General features: G+C 60.9%; 20 protein-coding genes. 1 reads left to right on the plus strand and 19 read right to left on the minus strand.

What is annotated here, in order from left to right; genetic code table 11:
- Positions 1–12: 12 nt before the first annotated feature.
- The 3 genes from KW568_RS09570 to KW568_RS09580 form a co-directional block, all read right to left on the minus strand.
- On the minus strand, positions 13–951 hold the full coding sequence (locus tag KW568_RS09570) for an ArdC family protein (RefSeq protein ID WP_004575620.1): 939 nt from the start codon (positions 949–951) through the stop codon (positions 13–15).
- Between the two features lie 87 nt (positions 952–1,038).
- Positions 1,039–1,362: a hypothetical protein gene (locus tag KW568_RS09575; RefSeq protein WP_231115655.1), complete on the minus strand. Its 324-nt coding sequence runs from the start codon at positions 1,360–1,362 to the stop codon at positions 1,039–1,041.
- Between the two features lie 299 nt (positions 1,363–1,661).
- Positions 1,662–2,027 (minus strand): DUF3085 domain-containing protein, encoded by a 366-nt coding sequence (locus KW568_RS09580; protein ID WP_004575618.1) that lies wholly within the window; start codon positions 2,025–2,027, stop codon positions 1,662–1,664.
- Positions 2,028–2,492: 465 nt separating this feature from the next.
- Between KW568_RS09580 and KW568_RS09585 the strand changes: the two genes are divergently transcribed.
- Complete coding sequence (locus tag KW568_RS09585; RefSeq protein WP_033726464.1) at positions 2,493–2,852, plus strand: hypothetical protein; 360 nt, start codon at positions 2,493–2,495, stop codon at positions 2,850–2,852.
- 6 nt (positions 2,853–2,858) lie between these two features.
- Here the strand turns inward: KW568_RS09585 and KW568_RS09590 are convergent, their stop codons facing one another.
- The 16 genes from KW568_RS09590 to KW568_RS09665 all read right to left on the minus strand — a co-directional run bounded on the left by KW568_RS09590 (position 2,859) and on the right by KW568_RS09665 (position 26,063).
- Positions 2,859–4,397, minus strand: coding sequence for a conjugal transfer protein TraG N-terminal domain-containing protein (locus tag KW568_RS09590; protein ID WP_004575616.1), 1,539 nt, complete (start codon positions 4,395–4,397; stop codon positions 2,859–2,861).
- A gap of 9 nt (positions 4,398–4,406) precedes the next feature.
- A complete protein-coding gene (locus tag KW568_RS09595) occupies positions 4,407–4,712 on the minus strand; it encodes a hypothetical protein (RefSeq protein ID WP_004575615.1) in 306 nt (101 codons plus the stop codon).
- A complete protein-coding gene (locus KW568_RS09600) occupies positions 4,709–6,064 on the minus strand; it encodes an integrating conjugative element protein (RefSeq protein ID WP_004575614.1) in 1,356 nt (451 codons plus the stop codon). Before KW568_RS09600 ends, KW568_RS09595 begins: the two co-directional genes overlap by 4 nt.
- A 2-nt stretch (positions 6,065–6,066) precedes the next feature.
- Positions 6,067–7,041: a TIGR03756 family integrating conjugative element protein gene (locus KW568_RS09605; RefSeq protein WP_004575613.1), complete on the minus strand. Its 975-nt coding sequence runs from the start codon at positions 7,039–7,041 to the stop codon at positions 6,067–6,069.
- 219 nt (positions 7,042–7,260) lie between these two features.
- Entirely contained in the window at positions 7,261–10,002 is a 2,742-nt protein-coding gene (locus KW568_RS09610; RefSeq protein ID WP_004575611.1) for a conjugative transfer ATPase, read from the minus strand.
- Entirely contained in the window at positions 10,002–10,421 is a 420-nt protein-coding gene (locus tag KW568_RS09615; RefSeq protein ID WP_004575610.1) for a TIGR03751 family conjugal transfer lipoprotein, read from the minus strand. Before KW568_RS09615 ends, KW568_RS09610 begins: the two co-directional genes overlap by 1 nt.
- On the minus strand, positions 10,384–11,892 hold the full coding sequence (locus KW568_RS09620) for a TIGR03752 family integrating conjugative element protein (protein ID WP_004575609.1): 1,509 nt from the start codon (positions 11,890–11,892) through the stop codon (positions 10,384–10,386). Before KW568_RS09620 ends, KW568_RS09615 begins: the two co-directional genes overlap by 38 nt.
- Positions 11,882–12,688 (minus strand): TIGR03749 family integrating conjugative element protein, encoded by an 807-nt coding sequence (locus KW568_RS09625; RefSeq protein ID WP_004575608.1) that lies wholly within the window; start codon positions 12,686–12,688, stop codon positions 11,882–11,884. Before KW568_RS09625 ends, KW568_RS09620 begins: the two co-directional genes overlap by 11 nt.
- A complete protein-coding gene (locus KW568_RS09630; RefSeq protein ID WP_004575607.1) occupies positions 12,685–13,326 on the minus strand; it encodes a PFL_4703 family integrating conjugative element protein in 642 nt (213 codons plus the stop codon). The genes KW568_RS09625 and KW568_RS09630 overlap by 4 nt, the downstream gene beginning before the upstream one ends.
- Positions 13,323–13,724, minus strand: a complete 402-nt coding sequence (locus tag KW568_RS09635) for a TIGR03750 family conjugal transfer protein (RefSeq protein ID WP_004575606.1) — start codon at positions 13,722–13,724, stop codon at positions 13,323–13,325. The genes KW568_RS09630 and KW568_RS09635 overlap by 4 nt, the downstream gene beginning before the upstream one ends.
- Positions 13,725–13,731: 7 nt before the next feature.
- The gene (locus tag KW568_RS09640) at positions 13,732–14,109 is read right to left on the minus strand and encodes a TIGR03745 family integrating conjugative element membrane protein (protein WP_004575605.1); all 378 of its coding nucleotides are present in this window, start codon (positions 14,107–14,109) and stop codon (positions 13,732–13,734) included.
- A 15-nt stretch (positions 14,110–14,124) separates the two neighbouring features.
- On the minus strand, positions 14,125–14,364 hold the full coding sequence (locus tag KW568_RS09645) for a TIGR03758 family integrating conjugative element protein (RefSeq protein ID WP_004575604.1): 240 nt from the start codon (positions 14,362–14,364) through the stop codon (positions 14,125–14,127).
- Positions 14,351–14,686, minus strand: a complete 336-nt coding sequence (locus KW568_RS09650) for an RAQPRD family integrative conjugative element protein (RefSeq protein ID WP_004575603.1) — start codon at positions 14,684–14,686, stop codon at positions 14,351–14,353. Before KW568_RS09650 ends, KW568_RS09645 begins: the two co-directional genes overlap by 14 nt.
- 531 nt (positions 14,687–15,217) lie before the next feature.
- A complete protein-coding gene (locus KW568_RS09655) occupies positions 15,218–21,472 on the minus strand; it encodes a DEAD/DEAH box helicase (protein ID WP_004575602.1) in 6,255 nt (2,084 codons plus the stop codon).
- Positions 21,473–21,481: 9 nt separating this feature from the next.
- Complete coding sequence (locus KW568_RS09660) at positions 21,482–24,787, minus strand: STY4851/ECs_5259 family protein (protein ID WP_033726462.1); 3,306 nt, start codon at positions 24,785–24,787, stop codon at positions 21,482–21,484.
- Positions 24,788–25,334: 547 nt separating this feature from the next.
- Positions 25,335–26,063, minus strand: a complete 729-nt coding sequence (locus KW568_RS09665; RefSeq protein WP_004575600.1) for a TIGR03747 family integrating conjugative element membrane protein — start codon at positions 26,061–26,063, stop codon at positions 25,335–25,337.
- Positions 26,064–26,087: the final 24 nt, after the last annotated feature.

Below are 26,087 nucleotides of genomic sequence, written 5' to 3' on the forward strand. Positions count from 1 at the left end.
ATTTGATGGAAATTACGCCGTGAGTCGCTCCGTCACTTCAATGGTGTGATCGGCCTGCAGCGCCAGTAGATACTCCGAGGCCTCACGGGCCTGGCCACTGGCGCGGAAGATCGCGCGCTTGTCTTCCTTGAGGATCTTCAGCCAGGAGGCTAGATACTCCTCGTGGCGCAACTCTCCCTGGGTTCCGGTCAGCGCGCAGAGAAACGCTGCACCCATTTCCGCGACCAGTTCCTCGAAGGCATAGGCTGCGGAACCGAACGCGTGCCCGCCGGTGATGCCATCGCGGTTCAGGCGCGATCGGTGACCCGACCAGTGAGTCAGCTCATGCAGGGCAGTCGCATAGTAGCTGCCGACGTCCTCGAACTGGGCCTTGGTGGGTAGTTGGATGCGATCGCGCAGCGGCTGATAGAACGCGCTATCGCCGTAGCAATGCTCGATCTGCGCGCGGCTGGCTAGCAGCAGTTGCTCGGCCGGGGCATGGTCGATAAACGCGGGCGGCTCGATGTGCTCAGCTGGGTCTGATTCCTCGTCAGGCAAGCCCTCGGTCTGCTCGATGTTGAACAGGCAGTGCGTTCGCAAGAGGGCAAACTGCACCATCTTGATATTGCCCTGGTCATCGCGAACGACCTGGCCGTCCTCGTCATGCGCCTCCTTGCTCATCGGTTTGTACAGTACCGCGAGGGTGGATTGCTCGCCCTTGCGTACGTGGCCACCAGCTTTGCGTGCCTGGTTGAAGGTCAGCCAGCGATCCTGGCTGAAACCTCGCAGGCGCGCCTCGGCCCACAGCAGTGGAATGTTGATGCCGGCGTAGGGCCGTCGGGTGATGGCGTTGATGGGAAAAGGGGAGTCAGCACTTGAACCAGTGGTGGTCCAGGGTTTGATCCAGGGGATCACGCCTTGGCTCAATGCGCTGACGATCTTGTTAGTGACATCCAGATAGATATCGGACATGGCGTTCTCCGGGCATGTAGGGGGAACGCTGCCCAGCCGGGAAGGGTTCCCGGTGGGGTAAGTGAGGCAGTAGCGGTGCTGACAGGGTCAGAGGGCGGCGATGTCTACTACGATTTCGCCGGATAGCCGGATAAGCAGAAAAGCCGGGCCGCTGCGTGGCGTGATGCGAGCCAGCTGAAGCTGCGGCAGGTGAGCAGGCACTGAAGTGCCGTTGCTCCACGAACGGTCGAGTTGCAGCTCGATGGGGCAGTGTGAGGTACGCGAAGCCGAGGTCAGGATGCTGTTGAGCAGGTCTGCCAAGCGCAGGCCTGACTGTCCGATCGGCTCCTCACCTGTGGCAGGTGCAATGAATTGCTGCCAAACGCCTGGGCTCAGTACAACGGCGTTGGAAAAGCGCTTCATCCTGGGCATTGGGACCTCCGCGTAGCTAATCCCGCGACACCTGTAGTGAGCTTCGTGCGCGGACCTGCTCAATCCGAACAAGGCATTGAGCAGGGGACGTCCATGTATTAAACCGAGCTTGGCCGTGAGGTCAATCTCCGATCCCTAACTCCAATGGAGGTCTCTATCCAGGGTGTTCCAGGGGAGACTTTCGGCCTTGAATTCCTGACAAACGGCGCTCTTCAATTGACTGAAACGTGATGCGAGAGGCGTCCAGAGAGGCACGGTTAAGGTGCCGCTCTGGATGCGCGTGGAGCTCGCTTGTGCGTTCAAGATTTGCCTGCGGGGTCAACCTCGGCGGCCAGGTACAGGTGGGTGGGGGTGGCCTCCACCACTAGCGATCCCGCAGTACCGCGAAGGCTGGCGAGGACAGGATCATCGATGTCGAAGTACTCGGCAAAATCATCGCCGCCGAATTCATCGCGGGCGCGATTCCACCAGGTGTCGAAGTCGTCGACGTTGGGGTTGCAGCCGGTGGCATAAGCAACGCGTTTGCGGACACCGCCATCCGGTTTGCTTTCGCCGATTTCGGACATGAGGTAAACACCGTGGTCCTTCACCAATATCAGTCTGCAACCATTGATACCGGCCTCGGCCAACACAGCGTGAAGTTCAGTGCCTGTGAAACGCAGCATGATGAGATCCTCCAGAGGGTGCGGAGGAACGCCATCCCGTGTGGGAGAGTTCCCAGCACTGGAATGGATGTGAGTAGGGTGCAACGAAAACGCAGGTTCAGTGAACCCGGGGGAGTAGAAAGCGTTCATCACCGGGGAACGGTGACCATGCGAGCTGCCGAACGCGAATCGCATTTCGGGGTAACCATCACATGCGTGACGTAGCCTCAAAGGTCATGGCTACCTGGGATGCTGGAGAACCAGCGATTGCATAATTGGTTTACCAAGCGAACCGATATAGCGTCAATGACGTTTTTCAGTGGAGGCAATGTTCCCTATCCAATGAGCGCCACCGGCGATAATTCGCGTTGTCCAAGTGATCAACGGTCATGGAATTTAGCGACGGAGGAGTAAGCTAAAGCTTGGATCCAAATTAGCAGCAGCGGCTTGGTCTCGATCGCAGTGACGGGTAAGGGAGGCAATCCAATGTCGACTCCAGCATCTTCGACTTCTGGCCGGACCGGCGTCGGCAGGCATCTCATCAGTGCTGCGATTGGTGCTGGTCGGATGGTGCGCCGCCTCGAATTGTCAGTGTTGCACTCCAACATATTGGCTTCAGTGCCGTTCAAATATCGGCAAATCGCTTTGCAGCTTTTCAAGCTGCTCCTGTTGCTCGCTGTTGCGTCATTTGCGTTGGTCATAGCAATCGGAATGGTTGCTTTGTGGACCATAGCGGCACTGCCTATTTCTGCACCCGACAATGAGCCCGATTTCTTTGAGGTAAGCCATCCTCGTCATCGTTTCAAGTATCCTGAAATGTACGATGATCACGGATCACTTCGTTAGTTTTCATTACTTGAGCTTTTGGGCGCCTCCAACGATTTGGGACGATCCTTTTCCTGCTTGGAGTTTGGCGCTTTCTGCGCCTTGAGTTAGCAAGCTTTGAACGTTGCTGCCAACGTTGTAACCCGCCCAGCTCATCGCGCCGAGAAAAAACATCGGTAGTACCAAAAACATTGCGCCCATGACGTATTCGATCACCTGCGCGGTAACTGTCCCGTCCATGAAGCCTGCTGTCGGCAACGACAACAGCGCCTGGTCTGTGGCCGATACCTGGTTGTACAGCGTTTCCAGCATGCTCGAGTCGATCCAGCGTGCGAGCTCCCACCAGAAGGTGAGCATGTGCAGGGTGAACAGCGCGAACGTGATCGTCATGAGCGCCTTGAGCTGGTAAGTACTGATCAGCAGCACCAGCGGCAGACTGATGATCGTGCCCATGATCAGAAAAGCCTGGACCATCGGCAATGCCGCGCGTAGCGCATTCATTGCCGGGAAGTTGCTGAATGAGCCCAGGGCCAGGCCGGTGTTGGTGGCTAGGTTGTTCAGCCCTTGCGTCAGCGAACCGCCGCGGGCGCTGCTGCCGTAGTCCTGGAACACCTGCCCAGGCGCCATGCTCAATGACTGCTGCCGTGGGCTCACCAGCTCGCGCAAGGTGGCGTCTTCGACCTCCGCAGAGGTGTGCCCCGTCAGCCAGCCGCGCAGTTGCGATAGCAGCGATGGATCAATCGCGGCCACCAAACGATAACGCAGTCCGATCGTGCCGTCGCCCCACCACTGCTTGCAGGTGGGGTAGCCGGCGCCGTTGTCGAGCCGGGGCAGGGAGGTATCCCGCGTCTCGTCGTATGGCCAATCCACTCGGGGCATTCGCGATCGGTCGGTATCGTAGTAGCCCGGCGTGTTGAGCAGGTAGGTCGAGCCTATCCAGGACGCATCGTAGCTTTGCGACTCGTCCAGCTCGGGGCGATTGGTAAACAGCCGCGAGCGCGAAAAGCCGTAGCAGTCCCGCGTGAAGTCGGCGACTTCCTGCAGCAGTACCTGGTCGTTGATCCGCGAACTGTCGATCTCCATGCGCATTGCACGGATATCGGGTGCGCAGGGAATCGACGCGGTCGCTGCGGCGGTGATGCCTTTGCTCATGGCATGCACGAGAAACCACCACACCGGCACGTTCGCTGACTTCTCGCCGATGGTGTTGAAGGTCGTGGCCCAAGCCGTGTCGGCGGGCCTAGCCATGGATACACCACAGCGCTGGCTCGCGGCATCGTCGAAGGTCACGGATGAAAGGCTCAACGGGAAGAACGGCATGCAGCCGAACAGAATGACCACGTAGCTCATCCACAGCCGGTTCTCGACGCGAGGGATCGACAGCAGGCCCTTGTTGCCTTCGTCGGCCCCCTGTTGGCGGGCCGACAGCCATTCCTGCAGGATGATCGCACCGAAAGGGGCGGCGAACAGCCCGGTGTCCGCCAGCGTGTTCCAGATGCCGTTGTTGATGATCCAGGCCAGCAGCGACAGGTAGTACTCGAGGTAGCTGTTGGTGCTCATGTTCATGGCTGCACCTCACACGCGAGACAGTTCGACCAGGATGATCGAGCTGAAGCCAATCAATCCCAGACGCTTTAGCCGTTGCTGGTCCACAGGCGCAGGCCGCATGCGCAACGCTGCGGTCCAACCGGTGAAGATCAGGGTGTACAGCAGGACGCGCCACCACGTGAAGTAGGTGGCAGTTGCCCGCGTTGGTGCGAGCCAATCCAGTTGGGCGGCGGGCAGTTGTAGTGCCATCCAGGCAATCAGCAACATGATCAGCATGGTGCCGAGGATCAGCAGCACGTGGGCGATCATGGACCTCACAGAAATCGGCATCATGGCTTGCTCCTTTCCTGTTCAGCCCGACGCAGTCGATCCGGTACTGGGTCGCGCTGATCAATGCTGCGTGAGGCGTCGGCGCCTCCGGCGTGGCGATCGAGGACCAGGCTGGCGGTATTGGTGGCCAGCGACTGGCGTACCTGCAGCTCGGTTTGCAGCAGGCGGATCTCCCGTTCCAAGGTTTCGACGTTGCTGTTGAGGGCGGTGGTGGCGGGCTGCGCCGACGCCACGTTCGGTTCGTGGCTGCCGGCGAATAGCGTGCGCTGTAGCAGCATCGCCTTGTAGATCACGCTGGACAGCGCGGTCTCACTGGCCAGGCGCCGGGCCAGCAAGTTTTGGTCGGGGTCATCGCGCAGCCCCTCGATAACGCCGCGCGAGACCTGCAGCAAGGGGCTGGAGACCTTGCTGAGGTTCTCTGAGGTAGGCTGGTCGGCGCCCGAGACCATGCGTTGCAGGCCTTCCAGGTGTTCCGTGTAGGTTTCCTGGATCAGCGGCGACAGGCCCATACCGGCGGTGACGCGCAGCGTCTCGCAGTCATCGCAGGTTTCCACCTCGGTTTCACCGAGCACCCGTGTCGCCCATTCCGAGGCCTCCTCGGAGCTCGACCAGGCTTGGCAGATGGCACCATTCTGGCAAGCCGACCCGACGGCGGAGGTGTCCTCGACGGCCCGGTTGTGCAGCAGGTTGTAGCCGGCCTTGACCACGTCCGATGTCACCCGGATGGGTTGCTGGCCGTTGCCGCCAGCTTTCTGCCCACCGACCCAGCTGACGCCGTTGTTGCCGTTGTTCGACTCGGTATCCTTCACCGCCATGACGGCATCGCCGCCGGACTGCTCAAGGTTGTGCTGCATCTCCTGGTTCTGCGCCAGCGCACCCCATCCGGCCTGGTCGACCTTGTCGGCCATTTTTGCCGCCATCGCCTGGCAGGTGAGCTTGGAACGATCGAAGTCGATGCGCCCCTGAAGCACGCCATTGCTCAGCAGCTCATACAGCCCCGGATTGGCGCGCTGGATGATCATTGCCGGCAGCGACATGACCGCCTGCGTGGCGTTCTGGATGACATTGCCCATGATCTGCTGGAAGCCCTGGGTGGCGCCATTGAGTTGGTTTTGCAGGGTGTTCGAGAGGTTCATGTTTCCGCACATCATGTTGGCGCGCCAGGACATGCCCACGCCGAGGCCATTGGGACGGTAGAGCGAGGAGGGCGCACCGGCTGCTGAGCCGCCACCGATGGTGTACATCACGCGGTCGTCCAAGACCGGTGCCTGGTCACTGAGGTGGTAGCCGTTCTCTGCGGCATGGCCTGCGGCACACACAAGGAAGCACACCAACCCGAGCGCGAGGTTATTCATCACTAGCCTCCATCAAAGTCGATGCTGAACAGGAACGTCTGGCCCATGCGCTGGCAGCAGCGGTAGGGCCGCCACAGCGACCAGGCATAGGCGCCGTCGGCGCTCTGGATCGTTGGGCTGGGGAAGATGGCGCAGGTGTTCTGGATCACCGGAGTGAGTAATTGCCAGCGGTGGTTGTTGACGTTGTTCTCCATCACCGGCTGCGGCGGCCAATAGCCGGGAGCTGGCATCGGCTGCAGCGGCAGATAAACGTGCGGCTGGCCGACGCGGGTAATGAAGTCGCTGGCGCGCTGGGCCATCACGGCAGCCGCCTTGAAATCATCAGGCTGCACCAGAAAGCCGTGTCGCGGATACACGCTGCCCCACATGTCTCCGAGTGCCTGGTCGCCGATCTCGCGCATCCCCGGGACCAGTGCCTGTGGGTAGACGGACTCGGGGATCGCCTGGCGCCACGCCAACGGGTCGAGCGTGCTGAGGTAGTAGGGCGCAAACGGTACGGCTCCGCTTGGGCACGCATAACCGAATGTATGCGCGAGAGCTGTGAGGGCTGCCCCGCCGGGATGGCCAATGCCGTCAACATTCTTGAACCTGGGCAGGTTATCGCGCTGCGGCGAAGGCGTGATCAGGTTGCCACCCCCTTGCGACGCCGGCGTCGGCATCGACAGCGCGGCCATCTCGCTCCAGGGATTGGCCCCGGTGTCGGCATAGCTCGATACCACCAACTCGGGAATGAAGTGACGGATCTTCGGTGAAGTCCGCACCGTGCAGCCGAACGGTGTGCAGAGCAGCCAGTAGCAGATGCCGACGACCCGATACTCCAGGCACTGCGGTGAAGTGACGGAGGCGATAATGGTAGGCGTGGTCAATGCCAGGCACTGCTCGGCGGCGATCAGTAGAGTTGCTGCGGTGAAGGCACGGCCACGGCGAACCGTTCTGGGTTTCGGCGCTTTGCTTCGGGTGAAGGCGGTGACGTTCATGGGCAACGCTCGGCAGGTGGCAGCGGTGTGCGTCCGTGCGCCAAGTTTCAGCATCCCGGATCCGGTGCTGGAGGAGGGCGGACAAACCGAGTCCGGGGTGATCGGTTTCGTCGGGGCTAGATTTAGCGGCGCGAGATGAGCAAACTGCCAGTGGAGTACAAATGTACTCTTTCCGATTTTTACTGAGCAGAACGGCTCGGATAGCCCTGACGGTGTCGTTCACGAGATGCCGCGCAGACGATCAATCTCCGCCGCGACCTGCAGGGCGGCTTCCAGCTCGGACTGCTGGTGCTCTTCCATCAATCGCCAACGCTGGGCTTTTTCCTCGGGCTCGGTCATGGCCAGTGCGAGGTATAGGCTCGGTGGTACCGCGCGGAACAGTGTCTCCAGATTTTTCGACAGGACCACGCCTTCGGTGTATTTGCCCGAGGCCTTACTCGCGGAGAGCAGCAGCGCCTTCTGCGCCGGCGTGAGTTTTTTGAAGCGGGCGATCTCCTCGATCTCCGCTGGTGGCATGTTCAAGCAGATCCACCACTCGATCATGTTGAGCATGGTCTCCGCCGCATCGGGCAAGTCGGCCATATTCTGCGTTGCCAGCCAGAACCAGGCGCCGAGCTTGCGCCACATCTTCGTTCCCTTGACCACAAAGGGTGCCAGCAGCGGATTCTTGGTGATGATGTGGCCTTCGTCGGTGACCATGATGATCGGGCGGCCGAGGTACTGGTCGCGCTCAGCGATGTTGTTTACCGTGTTCATCAGGCTGATGTAGCTGATCGACATCTGCGCCTCGTAACCCTCACGGGCATAGGTGGCGAGGTCGACGATCGTCACGTCGCTCTCCGGCCAAGGTGTGCCGGGCCGGTCGAACAAGGCACCTTCGAAACCCTGGCAGAACAGGTCGATCGACTCGGCCATCTCCTGCGCGCGCTCGCGGCGTTTGTCAGGCAGGTGGGTGTCGCTGGCGACCTTACGCAGGGCGTCGCGGACATGCCGGGTCAGCACTTGCTGCTCAGTCGTCGCGCAGTGGCGGGCGGCATCAAGGATGCACTCGCGGATCAGGCTGCGGTCCGCCCGGGTCAGGCGCGCCTCTTCCTTGGCTTCGCCGCCGGTGATCATCAGTCGCGCGGTGATCTCCAGCTCGCCCAGCACATCGCGCTGCTCGTCACTGTCCGGCGCGGCCTCATCCAAGTCTTCGGTCGACAAGCTGGCGACTTGGTCCGGATGGTCGATCAGGCGCCGGGCATGGGCGAACGGTGCCAGGCTCACATCACTGCCTGGTTTGAGCTGAACCTTGTTGACGGTTAACCCGAGAGTGGCGAAATAGTCGCCCTGCAGGCCAAAAGAGTTGCCCGCTTCGACGATAAACAGTCGTGGCCGGTACACGGCCATGACCTGCATGAGGATCGAGACCAGGGTTGCCGACTTGCCGGCGCCGGTCGGGCCGAACAACAGCAGGTGGCCATTCATCGAGCGGTCGAAGCGTGACAGCGGATCGAACGACAGCGGTGCGCCACCACGGTTGAAAAAGGTGATGCCCGGGTTGCCTGTACCGATGCTGCGGCCCCAGAGGGGAAGTAGGTTGGCGACGTGCTGGGCAAACAGCAGTCGGGTGTACCAATTGCGTGTGTCCCGCGCGGGGTTGTAGACCATCGGCAACCAGCGCAGATAGCTGTTGCAGGCGGCCACTTCATCACCCTCGCGTACCGGCTGCAGGCCGGCGCCGAGTAGTACGTTGGCAGCCTGGACCGAACGCTGGCGCAGCTGCTGTTCATCGGCACCGCGCAGGTACAGCGCCAACGTGCCGCGGTACAGTTTGTGTTGGCGGCCAATCAGCGCGCGGGCCTCTTCCACGTCCTGGCGGGTCTGGGTCGAGGCGAGGTTCTCGCCGATGGCTTTGCGCGCCAGTCGATTGAGCTGCTCCTCGAGCACATCCTGGGGCGTTATCACCAAGGTCAGGCTCATCACCGCCTGCTCGGGCAACTGATCGAACAAGGCATTCAAGGCCTCGCCCTTGCGCGTTTCGCCGGTCAGTTGGCCGATATGCGGTGGCCTGCGCAGCTTGTCGACCACCATCACCGCGTGGGGCTGCTGATCGAAGTACCACAGACCCTGCTCACTATCGGAGCGCGGTTCTTGGAAGAACAGCCGCTCGGCGAAATCGTGGTCGAACGGCAGTGGGAGATCCTCGCCGTCATCCACCTCCGGGTAGGGCACGCGCCGATAGAACGCGGCAGGGGATTCGCCAGTGAGGGCAGGAGCGGGATTAAACCAGGGCAGCAACCAGGCGTAGAAATCGCGCCCGGTCAGCCGTCGAGGGCTGACCCCGCAGACCTGCAGCGAGGCCACTAGACGATCGCAGGTGCGGCTCAACAGTTGGGCTGGACTCTGCCCATCCTCGTCGGCCTGCTCCCCGAGCCAGCGGTAGACCACCAGGCGAATCCGCCGATTGCTGCCGCGCCAGGGTAGGTGGGACACCACATGGTCGTCGAACAGCCCGCCCGGTTTGCTGACGGCGTCGAGATGACGCTGCATCGACGCGAGAAAGGCCTCGGTGAACGGCGTACCTCGTGCGCGCGGCGCGATGTAGCGCTCCAGGCCTTCAAGGTACGGGGCAAAGTCACTGTCGTCCTGGCAGAAGAACTGCACCACCCAGGGCGCCTGATCGAGCTCGTCGAGGCTGTCCTGCAGCGCATCTTCCAGCGCATCGCGAGCGGCCATCAACCATTCGGGTTCACGCCCCTCAGTCCCGATCGGCTGCAGCTCGAACACGGCGCCCACAGAGCGGTTGTCGTCGAGCAGAAAGCACTGCTCATCCTCGAGGTATTCGACCCAGGGCAGGTGGTCGGCGAAGCTGGGGTTGTGCGCATACTGGGCAGCCTCGTCGGTCAGCGTGGCGCGCCGACGCTGCGCCGCGCGCCAGGGCTTCCAGCGGGACGGATTGCTACTCGCGTCATCGTCCATCACAGATCATCCAGGCGCTCGCCGGGCAGCGCGTACTGGACCTTCTCGTGCAACGGGAATACGGTGGAGTAGCCAGGCACCGGCGTCTGTTGGGTACCGGCCAGGTGCGGGTAGACGTACATGACTAGGTCTGGGTTAGGCAGACGCGGAAACTGGGCACGGATTTCGTTGGCCGCCGTGCGCGTATAGGCGCTTTGGTCGTTGATCAGGCGCTCGGGACCCAGCACCGGGCGACGCAGTTCCCCACGCGCCTCCAGCAGCTGTTGCTGAGTACCGACCGAGCCACCGCCGTTCCAGATATCCAGCATGGTGTGATCGCCATGGGGCAGCATTTCCTCCTTGCTGGTGGAGCAACCGGCCAGGTGCAGGCCGAGCAGCAGGCTAATCCAGATCCAGTACCGAGACGGATGGGCTTTCATGGTTCACTCTCCGGCCTTTGGGTTCGTAGTCGATGCTGATTTCGTGGTCCAGGTGTAGAGCCACCTTGGCCCCAGGGGGCACGTAGATAGCGGCGAAGGCTTCGCCGTAGAGCTTGTTGATCCACTCACGGATGTCGCCAATGCCCCCGCTGATCACCGAGTTCAGCGCGCTGTTGCCGCTGTTCTGGGTCAAACCCAGGCTACCGCTGGCCGAATTGATGAACGAGGTGTTGGTCTGCTCGCTGCCCAAGGCTGCGGCGAAGCCGGCGCCGGCTGCAGTGATCAAGCTCTGGCTGCCCAGGTATTGCTGGGCGTTGGAGCGGCGCTCGCCGGAAATGCAGGGAACACCGTAGGGGTCGGAGATGTAGCCCAGGCCGCCGCGGATCTTCTCGGTGTCCGAGGTCTGGGTGCTGCTGCGATTGCGGCTGACGACTTTCTGTGGCTGCGGCACCGTGCGAACGGTGCCGTCGCCGAAGACAAAGGTGATCGACTCGACCTGACCACGCACGCAGGACAGCGTCCAGTCACCGGCGGCGGTGCCGCTCATGACCGCGCCAACCACGTTCGGCAGCTCGATGCCGTTGGCAGTGAGGTTATCCGGCCCCACCAGCACCTTGAACGGATAGGGATCGTTCACTGTGCCGTCCACCGGCACCCGGCCAATCAGTGCTGTCATGGCGATCGAGCCCATCAGCGTCGAATTCTCGGGGATGGTGTAGACGGGCCGGGCACCTTCGGTACGGTCCTGAACGTTCTCCATGTCACGTTCGCCTTTGGCGACGGCGCGCAAGCGGTCCTGGCCACGGTCGATGGCGTTGTTGTCCAGGCCGTGCAAGTCCTTGAACTTGGCTGTCAGCGACGACAGCGGCCCGTCGGCTTTGCCGATGTCCTCTTGTCCGGCGCGTGCATTCGACGGTTCGATCCACTGCATCGCATCTGCGGGTGCCTGAGCACCGGCAAACTGCTGCTCGTCGCCCGGCTCAAGACCGAAGCCCGCAGGTACATCCGACTTTGCGGCTGGCTTGCCGGTGAGCTGGTCCTTGAGTCTGGAGAGCAGCCCCTGGGTCTCGCGGTGCTGCTGCTCGGCCTTCTGCCGGGCATCGTTGGCCTGCTGGCGCTGCTCGGTGACCTGTTGGGTGACACTACTCAGCGTGCTCTGGATGCGCGTGTCGATGTTGCCTTCGCGTGTGCGCAGCCGGCTGTTTTCAGTCTGCAGCGCATCGTTGCCTTTCTTCAGCGTCTGCATCTCGCTGCGCATCGCTTTGACCTGGCCGATCAGCGTGGCAACGGTATCGCGCGGGGTGTCGCCGGCGATGCCCAGGGCCTTGGCCTGTTCCGCGCTGAGCGTGGCATTCTCCGGATCGTGAGTGGGCTGGCCATCCGGGGTGGTCACCCAGGACTTGATGATGATCAGCACGATGCCCAGCAAGACCGCAGGCACACACCATTTCAGCAGGCCGTTAGCTTTCATGATCGGCAGCCTCCGGTTTTGGCGGGGGCAACAGCAGCGCGTGCTTTAGATCGCCGCCACGGGTGACGAGGTACGCCACGGTGGTATCTTCAGGTGTGCCGGTGATACCTAAGTCCGCGTGCTGGAAGGTTGCGGCGAACAGCGTGGCCTGCAGGTGGCGCGGGTCCAGCACCACCTTGCCAGGACCGCGATTCACGATCTTTACCGCCGTTACCCAGTAGTCGCCCAGCCGCCAAGCCGCGAGGGCCTTGATCGAAACCCGCTCGGTCGGCAGCAACATGCTGAACGCGGCGGAGTCGCTCAGCGGCACCCGCCGCACGCCGGGCAGTGGCGCCACGGTACGCAGCGGCGCATAGAGGTTTTGCGCCGCATAGCGGGTGAGTACCACCGGTACCGGTGTCGCTGCAGGTGCTGCATCCTTAGCAGTTTCCATGTCCGATGCCGGAGCCTGGGCCACGATCTTAACCGGCTCCAGCACCTCTTTGCCCTCAAGCGCCTCGATGTCGATCAGGATGATGTCGCCTGACTTCACCGACTGCAGCTGCAGCCGGGTAGGGGGAAGGGCTTCAGCAGCACGCAAGTACACTGTGCCACCGACGGACTGCACACGAAGATTACTGGCGATCGCACCCGGCACTCCCACGCGCACGTCCTCATCCAGCATCAGGACGCGCTCCTGGCCCACCGCTAGTGGAACGGCCAGCGGCAGGCGGTCCCAGTATTTGACCTCGACCGCACCGACTGCAGAACACCAGCCTGCGGCTACCGCCAGCATCATGATCAAGACTCGCATCATCCCCCACCTCCAGGCAGCGTCAGCTTCTGCGGCGTGCCTTCGTAGCAGTCCAGGGCCAAGCCCCACTTGTTGTGCTCGGGGTCGACGTCGAAGCGCACCACGCGCAGCGGGTAGCGCACGACCACGCGCTTCACCGGCTCGGCGGCGTAGTACTCGTCGGCGTTGAGGTCGAGCTTGACCAGCCAGCTGTGCTTATCCAGCTGCTTCACCCGCAGGTCGGGGTCGTCGCTGTAGCCGCGGCCCAGCACCTCGTATACGCCGCGCACCCGGCCGCGCAGTTCGCCGGCAGCCTTGCGGTACTCGAAGTCGCCGTCGAAGAAGGTTTTGCACGCCGGTGTCAGGTAGGGCTGCAGGGCAAAAATGGCGCGGTGATAATCGACCTCGCCGTCGGTGGGCCAGCGGTTGAGCTGGCCGAAGATGTACAGCGCGAAGGCGTAGATGTTTTCTGGCGGTACATCCCACCATTTACGTGTGCTGCCGGAACGTAGATCGGGCGGCACATGGATGGTCAGCTCGGAGGGCGCGGACTGCCAGCCATACCACAGTCCGCAGCACAGCAGTGCCAAGATCGAAACGGCCAGGCGCAGGCTGAAGATATGCGCCTGTTGCGCATCCACCTTGTTGCGGAAGCGGCTCATGGGGTGGCCCTCGCATGCCGACGAGTACGGCGGACGGTCCAGGGCCCCGAATGCAGGATTAGCTGGTGGGTACCGATGCCCCAGTGCACCGCCAGGTGCCACTGTAGGCGTCGGTACAACCAGGTTTCCGGGCGGGCGCGCTTGGCTCGGCGCATCAGCTTGCCGCCTCCCAGCAACACCAGCGCCATGCAGATGAACATGCAGGTGGGGAGGGTCGCGATGGAGACGGTGGCCACGGCCAGCGGCGCGCCGAGAATCACACCTAGCCCAGCGCCGATGATCAGCGCGACCCACATCTCGTCGTTGGTGAGCCCACGGAGAACGGCCGGGTCACGATTGAGGCGCTCTGGGAGGAAGGTCAACGTACCGTCAGGCAGGGTGGCAGGGGTGTCGGACATGGTGACCTCACAGGATCGTCGCGGCTTTGGTGAGAAACCACAGGATCACTACCACCAGCAGCGCGCCTACTCCGACCACGGCGCCGAGGTCCTTCCAAGTCTTGCGCTGATTTTGCACGTCGGCGTAGACGGTGAGCGAATGCCAGGCCACACCGAGGAAGGCGAGGGTGGCGATCAACAGGCCGAGTAGGATGCCGCCATCGTAGGCGTAGTTTTTGATGGTGTCGATCAACCCAGAGCCTTCGCCGCGAGAGGGTGCCTCCATGGTCGGCAGGTCAGCCCAAGCCAGCGTCGAACTCAGCAGCACCAGAATACCGAATAGGACTCGGGAACAGGACTCCCGCAACAGAGCGAGCGGGCGATGGCAACGAAGGGAGAGGTTCATGGCGAGGTCTCCTGGTTACGACAGCATGAAAAACATCAGCACGATCAGGGCGAGGGCCAGGCGCAGCGTGCTACCGCCGAGCGCACCAAAATTGAGGTTGCCGGCCGCCCAGCCGCGGTAGCCGGTCCACAACGTCCAGGCGCACCAGAGCAGCGCCAGCACCAGCACTGATGAGCGCCACAGCACCGAGCAGAGCTGCGGAGTAAATCCGGCAACGGCCGAGAACGCGCTGAGTTGGGCGTTAGTCATGTTCATCGGAGGGTCTCAAGTGAGGCGCTTCAGCGCGGTAGTCACCGGTGAGCTCGACCAGGTCAGTTGGTTGCGCGCGGGAAGGCGAAAGGTACTCGTGGATGCCTCGACGCATACGCTTGAGGTCCGCAGCGAGCCTCGAGTAATCGAATCGATAGCGGGCCCCTGCGGCATCGACTGAGCTACTACTTGCGCGGTCGGCCAACAGTTGGATGGACGTGATCTGCCGCTGCGCGAGGTCCAGATCAGAGCGCTCGGGCGCGTCTTGAGCGGCGGTACCGAGCGACACTAGGCAGACAAGCAGCAGGGTGGAAGAGGTGGTCTTCATGGCGATATCCAGCCGGGGTAACTGGTATTCACCCTGAGGAGTCAGGCAGCTTTTGGCATGGAATAAAGGGATCTGCGAGCCTTCGCTTTAGATGCGAAGGCTGCAGAGAGTGCGTCGCGTGCCACTGGGGCCACTGTTTGGGATCGGCTACGAACTACTCACCAATGTCTGCAATCGCCCCAGGCTGTATGAAAACCTCCCGACCGATGTGGCTGTTCAAAAAACATCCTAAAAATCGCGCGTCTACGAAAAGTCTGGGTCTGCTGAGCAGCTATCTCTTTTCAGATTTCACGTACGAGCGCGATCATCGAAAAGCTGCGGGGGTTTTCACACAGCCTGGACCCAAGGCTGCTGTTGGCGGAGGGCAGCTCACGGCTAGAAGCGGACTCTGGGCTTTCCACTTAGTGCAATAAGCAGTGTTGACTACTGAAGAATTCGCTTCAATTTTTACGCATTGCCCACCATGTTGCAGCCCCGCTTGGGCGGAAATTTATTACCGCTCAAGCGGGGGACCATATCAGCCAGGATGACTTAGTTCATTGAGCAACTTATATAAGTCGGCCACTCCCCACTTTGCTGCATGTGAGCGGATGAAAGTTTTTCGACCATCTGCAAAGCCTGTTCGTGAGGGGAAGCGTTGAAGTCAAAGCCCATCTGATCCCTGTACGGCATCCGTCCACGCCAGTAGCCCATGCCCTGATCCAGCAGGATCTTGCTGATCTTGCCCGACATCCAGTTCACAGTGATGACTCTGCAGTGCAGCAGATCGCGGGGGCTGTTCATAACGTGGATGCGCGGAGCGATATCGAACTGACTCTTCAGCCAGAGCTCGAGAATCGCCTCTTGATCGTCTACGCGCATCCAGTCATGGCTGAGAAGATAGCTTGGCTGGCTACCGCTCGGCGCCAGAGTCTGCACGGCTAGCGACTGCAGCTGATCATTCCGGAAAAGTTCCAGGAAGCTGCTCAGGAGCATCAGCGACCAGGGCGACTTCAGGTAGCGATCCGAGTAGCTTACGGAGACGGCCTGATCATTGGCGAGCAAAGAGGCCAACTCCGGCATCTGGTCGTCGATTAACGTGGCGATGCGTTTTTTCAGAGTGTTGACGGGGCCGTCGAGCTGAGAAGTGACTTCGACGATGCGCGCGCCTTGCGGAGGCTGGCTCCAGTCGCTGCAGTTGATGCTGTTGCCCGCAATCGCAGGCATCAGTTTGCTGGTAGCCCAGACCACATCGGCATGTCCTTTTAGCCAATCGGCTCCGGGCACTCCGACGTTGTTCATGTTGCTGTAAAGGCTCCGGGCGCCAGCCTGGGATGACACTTGGGCAACCAGATAAGGAGCTTGCAACGTTCCGGTTTGCAACTCGACTAGCTCAACGCCCAGACGGGCAAGTAGTGCCAGGGTTTCTTTTTGCTCCGCGTTCAACCGTGCCGACCCAGCAATACCGAGGCGGACCTTGAGTCGTTCGGCAATGGCCCAGGTCAGCACCTGTTCCCGGAAACGAGGATGGTCGAGATCCCAATCCGCACAGTCGCCGTGGAGGCACAGCAGAATCGCTGCTGTCGGATCTCGGCGATCCAGCAAGTTGATGGCGGCACTCAGTTCGCGCAGTGGGCCAACCGAGCAATAGCGTGCGCCATGCAAGCCAGCAAATGTATCGGGCAGCCCCAGATGCTCAACCAGCCGGGATTCGTACAGCCACCGCAGTGCCAGCTTGCGATCCAGCTCTTCACGCTCGACACGGCTGTCCTGGCTGGCCAGGCAGTGCGAGCAGACATTCTCGCAGTTGGCCGGGCACTGCAGCCGATCCAGAGCCTTGCCCAGCAGCAATGCGATATCGCTCAGGCCAGCCAGCACGAATCCGGCCCCCCCGCTGACTTCATCGAACAGCTGAATGACCGAGCGGCCTTGCCGGGTGTCACGGTCGCGGTCGAGGCGATGGCTGAAGCCCATTTCGCTGCTGGCGATACCGAGCCGGTCGGCGATCACGTCGCGCATGGCAACGCCGAGCGTTGTCGCAATCAGACGGCCCTCGGGAGTGTCGGGAAGCCATTCACCTGTAAGTGGATTCCTGAGGAAGACCTCCAGCACATCGGTACGGATCTGGTAGCCCAAGTGCAGGCTGGCCTTGACCGCTTCGCCCGAACAGTCGCGTTCCTTGCGGCTGCCGGCCAGTCCACCAACCGGGCGATGAGCTTTATCGGGTTGCAGATCTCTGGGCACTTCGCCCGAGGCAAGCATGGATTCCGCGCGTCCACAGGTCATGCAGACGGCATAACCCATTTCATGTTCGCCGGACGAATGATGAAAGACGCTGCCGTCATGGCCGAAGCGCATGAAGCCGCAGCGCTGGTCGGGTAGGGCGATGCTTTCGCCATTCAGCTGGATGCGCGGTCGCTCGACGCGGATGAACTTCTGCGAAGTGACGTCGTTGGTGGTTTCCTCGTAGAAGTCGGTCACGAAGCCACCCGGACGCAGCACCATGCGGCGCTCGCTGGGTGGAATGGGAGTCGTGCAATGCGAGCAGGACAGCCCCTCGTTGTTGGCATAGGCGTTTTCGATCACTCCCGTGTTGCCGCATTCAGGGCAGCGCCAGGCGATGTCGAATTTCTGTGCTTCGTTGACCTGCCCGTCGGCATGCCACTGCAGGCTGACACCGGCAGAGCGGTATACGCGGCCATCGATCACCACCTGAGCGCCGGGAGCATATTCGCGAATGGCGATGTTCAGGCTGCGCGAGGGCATTTCCTTGTTGTCGAAGATGCTGTCCTCGCGACTGGCATCGCTTTTCTGCTGCTGATGCAGGAAGTCCTCGACGTTGTAGGTCTTGAGGCTCACCACGTCAGTCGGGAAGCCATAGCCCGGCAGGAATGCAGACGACGCTAGATAGCGGAGCAGGTACTCGTTTTCGTGGCGCTGCTTCTCCAGCGCCAGGGCCTTCTTGTATGGCCCGTCGCTGGCGGCCTGCAGCTTGTGGTTGATATTGCGATACTCGCCCAGCCAGCGCTCCTCGAGGTCGCGCAATGCCAGCCGAGTTTCGCCGGTGATCGAGCTGAGCGAGCGACCTTCCAGGCAGGTGCCGCGCACCAGCTGCTTTACGGCACGGTCAAATTCATTGGGGCTTGCCGCGAGCCAGGCCATGAACTGCTGAACGGGTGAGTCGTCTGGAGCAAAGAACCAGTGCAGGGTCAGCTTGGTACGGTCGCCATCATTGCTGCTGTGCATGCGCAGGAATAGCGCCAGTAACAGCGAGTTGACGTGCCGCTGCACGATCCGCGCAGAGTTGAGGGTGATGCTCGGTGCCGGAATAGCAGTCACGAACGGCCATTTGGGATTGGCGAAGGCGCGCTGGTTATGCGGATCGGCCTTGCACAACGTATAGGCGATGGCCCGAGCCTCGCTGCGTCGCCCTGCTCGACCGGCGCGCTGCAGATAGTTGGCCGGATGTGGCGGCAGGTTGTTCATCACCACGGCAGAGATGCCGCCGATATCCACGCCCATCTCCATGGTGGTGGAGCAGTTCAGCACGTTGATATCGCCGCGCTTGAAATCCTCGACATAGTCATCCAGCCGTTTTGCCGACTGCTGCGCCGAGTGTTCTGCGGTTCGGTAGTAGAAGCCACCCTCGACCGTGCGGTCGCTGATATCCGTCCACAGGCTACCCTGGCGCAGCTGGGCAATGACGGGATCTCTTGCGACCAACTGACGGATCTGTACCTGCTTGGGTACCGGGGAGCCGTCCGGCATCAGTGTACTCAGGGCGGGAAGCTGGATCTTTTGGCAGCGGTAGTCCTGGCTCAGCAGTTTTTGCGGCAGATAGGGTGTCAAACCACGGAAGGTGGTATCGAAAATGCGCCGGGTCAAGGGGCAGACCCAGCCCTCGTTAGGCAACGAGAAGGTGAGGGTTTCCAGGCGCAATCGATGGCCGGTGTCGGAGGACTCCAGAATGCCGGCATTGACCAGCGCCAGCCACGCTGCTTCGAGCCAGCTGTTGATCTTGTCTGCATCCGCATTCATGGCGCGATTCAGGCCGGTTGCCAGTTCGAGCAGCTTGATCAGGCGGTGGGGCGTGCCCGTCTTGATCTGCGGCCACTTCCTGATGGTGCTGCTTTCCTGCACGTCGCTCTTGGGCGAGTAAAGCGCTTTGGGACTGAAGCGGCTACCCATCCAGCGGCGCATCTTGTTTTCCATCGGGATGAAGGTGTTCTCGCGGACGTAGAAGTCGAGTGCCACCTTGAGGAAGTCGCGCCAGTCGTCCAGCGTCAGAGCACTTCTGGAATCATTTGCAGCGCCCAGGGCGGGAATGGCGCGGGTATCGACCCACAGCGGTGGAGCCGTCGACACCTTCTCCAGCCCCTGGTAGCCGACCTTGATCAGTCCCAGTGTTTCCGTGCTGTTCTGGTTCTTGGGGCGCCGGGAGAACTCGCGGGCCAGCAGCAGGCGCGCCATAGTCAGACCACCTTCACTGCCATCGAACAGCGCCGGATTGGCATAGCGGTTGTAGCGCAGGATGAACTTGTCGATATCCCTGGCTGCCGCGATGGTGTCGGCCATCTGCGGCCAAGGAATGGTCTCGGCCTGATTGGTAGGCGCAGCGCCGCTCTGCAAAAGTTCAGCCTGGTTGCGCAGTACTGCCGCCATGCCAGCCAAGCCTTGTTTTTCCAGATTTTCAGCCAGAGTGAGCAGTTCGGCTGGACTGCCGTTGGGAATGTCCCTCGGAGCGGCATCGGCCTTGGCCTGCGCATTCCTCAGTGTTTCAAATACCAGCCCGCGTAGCCGGGAGCGCTCCGCTTCCTGTTGCATCCTCACCGCAATGCGTGCGGTGCCCTGGCGGCTGTCGGTGAAGGTGATCAGCTTGCGCCCGCGTCCCGGTAGCTCTTCGGGTGAGCGGCCTTCGCAGTCTTCCTTGTCAGGATCAGGACAGAACTCAAGAACGGTCGGAACGGCGTTGGCGATGTAGAACGGTGCACCAAGGTAGGCCTTTCTCAGGAAGTCGTTGGTGCCAAATGACGAGTTGTCGCAGAGGCTGCAACAGCAGTCCTTTTCCTCAGTGAGCATAATGCCGATGTTGCGGGTAGCATTCACTGCTCCCAGCTTCTGGCTTTCCAGATCGAGGCTGATCGAGAAATAGGGGCCATGCGCCGCCGGCAATGCGGCAATGATCAAACGCGTGCTCATGGCATTCGCCGTCAGCAGTTCGACTGGCGCGTCTTCGCCACCGATTTCGTGATTGAGGGCGAACTCATCGCCGGCGTAGGGGCTGGGCTGGTGCAGTTCGCCATTGCGATCTTCTGCCAGCAGGTGCGGCGTCTTGCAGTCGTCGCAGAAGCCCAGCTCGTACACTGGGGCATTGCACTCGCAGCGCGCACGCTGGGTCACATAGACGTTACCGAAGGGCCAGTCCTGCAGATGAGCAGATTTGGCACTGCACTGTGGGTCGACGCAGGACCAGAGGCCATGCAGCATACGCTGGAACAAGTGGGCTCGCAGCTTAAGGAACGGCAGCTGCTGCTCGGCCGGATGAGTACCGGTCATGGTATCGAGCCAGTCGAGCACCTCCTGCTGCTGCTCGAGGGGGCTGCCTCCCTGCAATTGGTTAGAAACTGCGCTAATCAGGTCATCAAGATCTAGGGGTTTGCCGGAGCTGACTACTGCATGGCGCAGGCTCCTAGCGGTGGTGCTATCGCATAGGGCCTTGAAGCGTGCAGCGGACACTGCCGTTTCCGGCTCAATGTCCCTGATAGCCTGCAAGGCGATATTGTTGCCTGGCGAATCAAACTCAAGGTCGGGCCAGACACGCGATCCACCAATTACTTCTACCTGGTCAAGCGGGACGCCCGCCAGGTTGGCCAAATAGCGTTTCAGTCGATCTTCCGCATCGGCCCCGGCGATGGTCGCCGATGTGGCGATGAAGCGAATCTGCTCGGATTGCCGGCCGAAGGCCTGGACCACCCTGCGCAACAACAGAGACATTTCGGCCGCCTGGGAGCCCACATAGGTGTGTGCCTCGTCGAGGACGATCCAGCGTAACGATTTCTGCTGCCTGGAAATCTCCAGAATCGAGTTGTCGACCTGACGCACCAGCATGTACTCCAGCATGGTGGCGTTGGTCATCAGAATCGGTGCAGGCTCCTTGCGCAAAAGTTCCCGCGACAGGATCTGGTTGAGCTTCTTTTGCTGCTCCTTGCGGACCTTGTCGGCGCGCTCTTCAGTCTTGCCGTTGTACAGGCAGAAACGGATGTTGCTGCCGTATTTTCGAGTCCAGGCGTCGAGACGCTCCTGTTGGGAGTTGATCAGGGCATTTAGCGGGTATAAGAATAGAGCGCGAACTCCCACTAGGGCTGCCTCGTTTCGCTCTTGCTCCCGGATCAGATCCTCAAGGATCGGCACCATAAAGCATTCGGTCTTGCCCGAACCGGTGCCGGTGGTGATGACCGCCGAGTGTGGTGTTTCGTCGAGTAGAGTGCGCCAGGCTTGTAGCTGGTGGACATAGGGGTGTGCCGTTTTCGGGAATCGGTAGGCTGGCGCACATGCCAGTGTGTCGAGCAGGCTGGGCGACAGCAAGCCCTCTGACGGCAGATCCTGCAGGCGCAGCTCGGCTTCCTGCCAGCCAAAGGTATGCTCGAATACCGGCGGGGCAAGGAAGCAGCCCTCAGCCCCCAATGTGTTCACCATGCTTTCGTTCAGGTGACGACGTAGGCCCGGATGATTGATGCCCAAGACCCCGAGCGTTGCCTCACGGGTGCGCTCAAGGCTTTGCTCGATCAGATTCCTGAAAAAGCGCATTGCAACTCCTTATGCCTCATCCTGCGAGGCGAGCAGATAGGACACCATCAGGGCGTGCACCGGTATAAACCAGCCCTGACGGTCAAAATCGGAAACCAGGCGAATGGCAAATTTCAGATAGGCCGGTGTCGCCGGGAGGTCGGTGATTCTAGCTTTGCCGGCGGTGACGAAGGCCATGAAGATCGGCAGGTAGGCCACGGCGTCGGTGAACTCCACCAGCGAAAGGGCTTTCACCAGAGGGGGGAGCCGCTGCCTGTCAACCCATCTGGAAAGCTCGCTGCCGAGCAGGGTGGGCCAGTTCCGATTGGACTCGTGAAGACGCCGCAGATCCTGGTACCAGATAGGCAGAACACTTTCCGGTGGCAGCTTGGTCAGCGACCTGCGATTGCCGGTGCTCAGATAGTCGCCCAGGTAGTCGAACCCGGAAACGATGCAGCGCAGCACGTTGGTCCGGTTCGAGACGAGATTGTTGACCAGCGTTTCAGGAAGCCCGGTCAGGCGCATGCTGTCGTGGAAGAGTCGGTAGGCCTGTACCCATAGCGGAAGCGGGACGGCCTCCCAGATGACAGCAAGCTCGTCGCGTATGCGTGCGCAGAACCACTCATCCATTTCCAGCCGGAATACCGCAAAGCTCAGCGCCTCCCGATTGCGCGACAGGACTTTCCAGGTTTCGAATGACGACAGCGGCAGGTGGCGGTAGTGCTGCTTCAGGTCGGCCAGATACTGCCAGCCACTGTGGTTGAAGTTGGCCGCCATGGCGGCAATCTGCTGCTCGATGACATGCGGATTGTGCTGAGGGTGGAAAAGCTCGGCGGCGCGGTGCAGCGAGCACACCTCCGACTCGGAGTCGAAAATGTTGTCCGGCGTGATATACAGGCCCGGACGGAAGCGAACGCTCGACTGTTCGCCCGGATAGATCAGCCATGGCCCCTGAAATTGCATTTTTTGCGGAATATCGAAGCATCCGGTGCCCACCGTCTCGCTGGTCTTTTCGGTCAGATGCAGCGGCGTGCGCTTGGGATCGGACAGCAGCATTGCCTCGGCCTGAACGCCATCCAGCATTGCGGCATTAGAAGTATTGCAGATATAGAAGGCATACCGTCCCTCCCACTGGAGTTGCCCGCCATAGCGGCGGATATCGAGTTTCAGCAGTGGTTGCTCGGTTTCCAGGGAAAGCCTGATATAGGCATCCTGTTCGTCAACTGCGCTAAGCATGTTCTGCATGTCGCTCAGGTAGCTGAACAGGTTGAGCATGACAGGCGCCGTGCCTACCCGGATGCTGAAGGCGCGTTTCGGGTGCGGTTGCTCCGTACAGATCAGCTCCAGCTCCATGTGGAATGTCTGGCCCTGTGGAAGACCGGAGGTCAGCGCGATGCGGTAGCCGATCAGCTCGACCAGTGTCAGCTCGCGGGTCCGCGACGGATTGCCGTACTGGTCCAGAAGATGTGCCCCCTGGTAGGGGTAGGGTAGACGGAGCTGAATGGGAGGCAGGTCCTGGCCGGCCTCCAGAATGAAGGTCGTGGGGGGATTCTCCTCATGGTGGCGCAAGTGCAGAGCATGTTCGGATTGCTCCACTGCCAGGCTTTTGCTGACGACCTGCAGATCAAGCAGCTGCGCGCCTTTGGGTAGGAGGCGTGCGGACTGCTGTCCCAGTCCAAGGAACAGGGAAAGGCTGAACTCCTTGGGTAGGACGCCGAAGCGGCGCTGCAGCAGCGTTTTGCCAGAGCGGTTGCGCAGGGTGTAGCGGGCGAGGCCATAGCTGCTGTTGCGCTGGCGGTCCAGCAGCTCGCCGTTAACGAACTCGACCAGCTCATCCCGGGGGTGGGGGTAGCCTTCGGGCAGCTCAAGGCGTGGCCAGCCCAGGAAGACGATCGAGGGGGAGCTTTCGTAGAGTGCGAAAACGCCCGTCAGGGTGGGTTTCAGGTCGTCGCCGCCTGCTCGATTCAGCTCTATCTGGTAGTGGTCGGCCCCCTTGGCCAGAGACAGGTCTGAGAGTATCTCCAGCCAGCGACCATTCTCCGCGTCCTGTGCTAGAGTGTCTGGCGCGGCACCTTCACTGGTGATGAAAAAATCCTCAGGAATACGAAGCCGAGCCAGTCCGGAGACCACCGAGCAACTGGAGGTGGCCACCAGTTGCCAGCGCTCGGAGCGATTCTCGAAAACCAGGGGAGCCTCCCGGTAATCGAGTGCGCTACCGTCGAAGAACAGGCAATGGACCGTGCGGCCGTTTTCCAGCAGGCGCAGGCTCAGTGGCTCCTCGAGCGCGCGCCGCTCCACGGTGACCTGAGGGTTTGCGAAACGGACCTTGATACCCTCTACGGTGAGCTGGCCATAAACGGAACCACCACGGGCCAGTAGCCGGTCACCTTCGTAATAGGCTAGCTCCAGGCGGGTGCTGCCCAGAGTCGTCGGATCTACCGCAAATGTTTCTTCGGGTGGAAGGGTCAGATCGGTGCGTATTGACCATTGGGGGAGCGAGCCATGCAGAAAGTGCTCGCAGATAAACGCCTGCCTCTTCTCGAGAGCCTCCTTGCGCTCCTGACGTTTCTGGCCGGCATCGCGTAGCCAGTCGTTGAGCAGCGTGCGGGCATTACTTTCATCCAGCGGGATCGGGAAGGCATCCGTCCAGCCGGGAGCCTGCTGGTCGAGGTGGCTGACTGGGTCGTGGTGATCCTTGAGGGGATAGTGCTCAACCAGATACATGAGCTGGTCGACGATGCCTGCCAGCAGCCGGCGCGTTTCCAGGTTGCGGAAAGCGGTCGGAAGGCCCTCCTCGAAGTCGGCCATCAGATCAGCCGTGGTCCTACGATTGCCCTCGGTCCGGTAGAAGTGTTTGATGCCCCGGCGTACAGCCCGCCCGAAACCATGTGACTCGCTTTGCACCAGCGGCCAGGGCAGGCCGCCCTCGGTGAACAGCGAACCCAGCCAGTCTCGGCCACTGTCCCGGAAACGTATCGGTCTCTTCCAATAGGCCAGCCCATCGTTGGTCAGCGCTGCATGCTGTTGCGGGGTCAGCGAAATCCCTAGTTCCGTCTCGGCCCCGGACCAGGACCATAAGCTGTTGTAGTTTCGGCGATATTGTTCACTGACGAAAAGGCAGAAACAGGCCCCCAGATGAATGGCATGCAAGGGGTTGCCCACTCTTCTGAGTTGCTCTTTCAGCAGCTCAAGGAGTGATTTGTACTCTTCCTCGGACACTTGATAGCTATAGAGGGGCTTGCCATGTGGTCCTTTGAACAGCTCACGATCGAGTAGGAACTCGCTGATCCAGGCTTTAAGTGGATTTGGAGCATTCGACGTTTTTGTTGTAAGCATCAAGGAAGTCCTTTTGGAATCCATGAGTCCTGAAGGACTCATGGGATCACTTGTCCGAAAACGGTGAACTTATATTCATCTGGTCAGGGGTGAGCGATCCTGCCACTACAACGTTTGCCGTGGCGAGGTCAGCTCTGCTCTGATTAAAATCTCCCGAAATGAGACAATATGCCAGCATTCAGTTGGAAGCGTTACATTTTCACCATACAAATGCTCTCTCTGCAAAGGCTCACCAGACATGGCTAGCTCATCCCTCCCTTCAGCCTCTCACACCAGGAGGCATGTGGCTTGCGCAGGGCTGCAACTGCCACTCAACTAGGTTGCGGCTCTAGATTGGTAGTTAGAAATGCAGCGGTTTCAGCTGGATATGCAAGTTGTAAATAGTATTCCGGCGGTAGAGGATGGTATGCGTTTGTACCCAAGAGTCAGCATGTGCCTCGAGGTTGACCAGTGCGCTCCGGGGGCGCCGAAATAGTCCTGACGCGGCTGTCCGCTTTTGACCGTTAGCGGCGCTTCGCCACGTGCCGCTGAGGGTCGGAGCAGACGGTCAAAGGTATTTTTTGAACGTGGCGGCCGTGATTGCCACCATCCATCCAAGTACCGCAGCGCATGGTAGTAGAACCCAAAAGGGATTCACCGATAAGGGAAGGGAGAGGTAGATCACCCAAGGACTTACCATCAGCGGCAGCAACGTACGCTTCGCTCGGTGGTACACAAAACTGCTCTCCCGGCCTGCTCCGAACTTGCGCAAATCACGACGCATCAGCCCATCGACCGCGCCGGTGATCACCGCAAGCAAGAACAGAGGGGTGGCCAAGGTTAGAACGGCCAGTCGTACGACGAAAGTAAAGACCGTAAACAAGCCAGCCAGCAGATAGTCCTGTATCACAACGTAGACCTGCGCGAACTGCCCCTGCATTGACGCTTCTCGACTGAGCAGTTTCAGCTGTGCGTCGGAATGCGCCCATCCAGAGCGCACTACGACCCAGTTGTTGAGGTATTCGAGGACCTTGGCGGTCGCTTCCGCCGGTTCTTGCACGAGCAGCGAATTCTTGAAGTGATAGCTGAGCCAGCCGAGTTCACTCAGCCACATGGCATGGCTGTGATGCCAGCCCTGCTCGGGCCACAACCAGAGCATGCCCACGAACTCCAGCACGATGGAGAAGATCAACGAAGCGAAGAGCAGGCCGAGCAGTCGCAGACACAGCTCGAGCATGCCGAAGATGAGCCCCGGACTTCGCTGCGGGGGAGGTGTGCTGGCTGGGGTGGTCGACATATAGGCTCCAGAGTATCCGGTTGC

The sequence above is a fragment of the Pseudomonas sp. HD6515 genome, from assembly GCF_024971855.1.
Lineage (GTDB): Bacteria > Pseudomonadota > Gammaproteobacteria > Pseudomonadales > Pseudomonadaceae > Aquipseudomonas > Aquipseudomonas alloputida.

Bases quoted from the DNA above. Each gene is read 5' to 3' on its own strand.
- KW568_RS09570 (WP_004575620.1), bottom strand. From the start codon at position 951: ATGTCCGATATCTATCTGGATGTCACTAACAAGATCGTCAGCGCATTG.
- KW568_RS09575 (WP_231115655.1), bottom strand. From the start codon at position 1,362: ATGCCCAGGATGAAGCGCTTTTCCAACGCCGTTGTACTGAGCCCAGGC.
- KW568_RS09580 (WP_004575618.1), bottom strand. From the start codon at position 2,027: ATGCTGCGTTTCACAGGCACTGAACTTCACGCTGTGTTGGCCGAGGCC.
- KW568_RS09585 (WP_033726464.1), top strand. From the start codon at position 2,493: ATGTCGACTCCAGCATCTTCGACTTCTGGCCGGACCGGCGTCGGCAGG.
- KW568_RS09590 (WP_004575616.1), bottom strand. From the start codon at position 4,397: ATGAACATGAGCACCAACAGCTACCTCGAGTACTACCTGTCGCTGCTG.
- KW568_RS09595 (WP_004575615.1), bottom strand. From the start codon at position 4,712: ATGATGCCGATTTCTGTGAGGTCCATGATCGCCCACGTGCTGCTGATC.
- KW568_RS09600 (WP_004575614.1), bottom strand. From the start codon at position 6,064: ATGAATAACCTCGCGCTCGGGTTGGTGTGCTTCCTTGTGTGTGCCGCA.
- KW568_RS09605 (WP_004575613.1), bottom strand. From the start codon at position 7,041: ATGAACGTCACCGCCTTCACCCGAAGCAAAGCGCCGAAACCCAGAACG.
- KW568_RS09610 (WP_004575611.1), bottom strand. From the start codon at position 10,002: ATGGACGATGACGCGAGTAGCAATCCGTCCCGCTGGAAGCCCTGGCGC.
- KW568_RS09615 (WP_004575610.1), bottom strand. From the start codon at position 10,421: ATGAAAGCCCATCCGTCTCGGTACTGGATCTGGATTAGCCTGCTGCTC.
- KW568_RS09620 (WP_004575609.1), bottom strand. From the start codon at position 11,892: ATGAAAGCTAACGGCCTGCTGAAATGGTGTGTGCCTGCGGTCTTGCTG.
- KW568_RS09625 (WP_004575608.1), bottom strand. From the start codon at position 12,688: ATGATGCGAGTCTTGATCATGATGCTGGCGGTAGCCGCAGGCTGGTGT.
- KW568_RS09630 (WP_004575607.1), bottom strand. From the start codon at position 13,326: ATGAGCCGCTTCCGCAACAAGGTGGATGCGCAACAGGCGCATATCTTC.
- KW568_RS09635 (WP_004575606.1), bottom strand. From the start codon at position 13,724: ATGTCCGACACCCCTGCCACCCTGCCTGACGGTACGTTGACCTTCCTC.
- KW568_RS09640 (WP_004575605.1), bottom strand. From the start codon at position 14,109: ATGAACCTCTCCCTTCGTTGCCATCGCCCGCTCGCTCTGTTGCGGGAG.
- KW568_RS09645 (WP_004575604.1), bottom strand. From the start codon at position 14,364: ATGAACATGACTAACGCCCAACTCAGCGCGTTCTCGGCCGTTGCCGGA.
- KW568_RS09650 (WP_004575603.1), bottom strand. From the start codon at position 14,686: ATGAAGACCACCTCTTCCACCCTGCTGCTTGTCTGCCTAGTGTCGCTC.
- KW568_RS09655 (WP_004575602.1), bottom strand. From the start codon at position 21,472: ATGCGCTTTTTCAGGAATCTGATCGAGCAAAGCCTTGAGCGCACCCGT.
- KW568_RS09660 (WP_033726462.1), bottom strand. From the start codon at position 24,787: ATGCTTACAACAAAAACGTCGAATGCTCCAAATCCACTTAAAGCCTGG.
- KW568_RS09665 (WP_004575600.1), bottom strand. From the start codon at position 26,063: ATGTCGACCACCCCAGCCAGCACACCTCCCCCGCAGCGAAGTCCGGGG.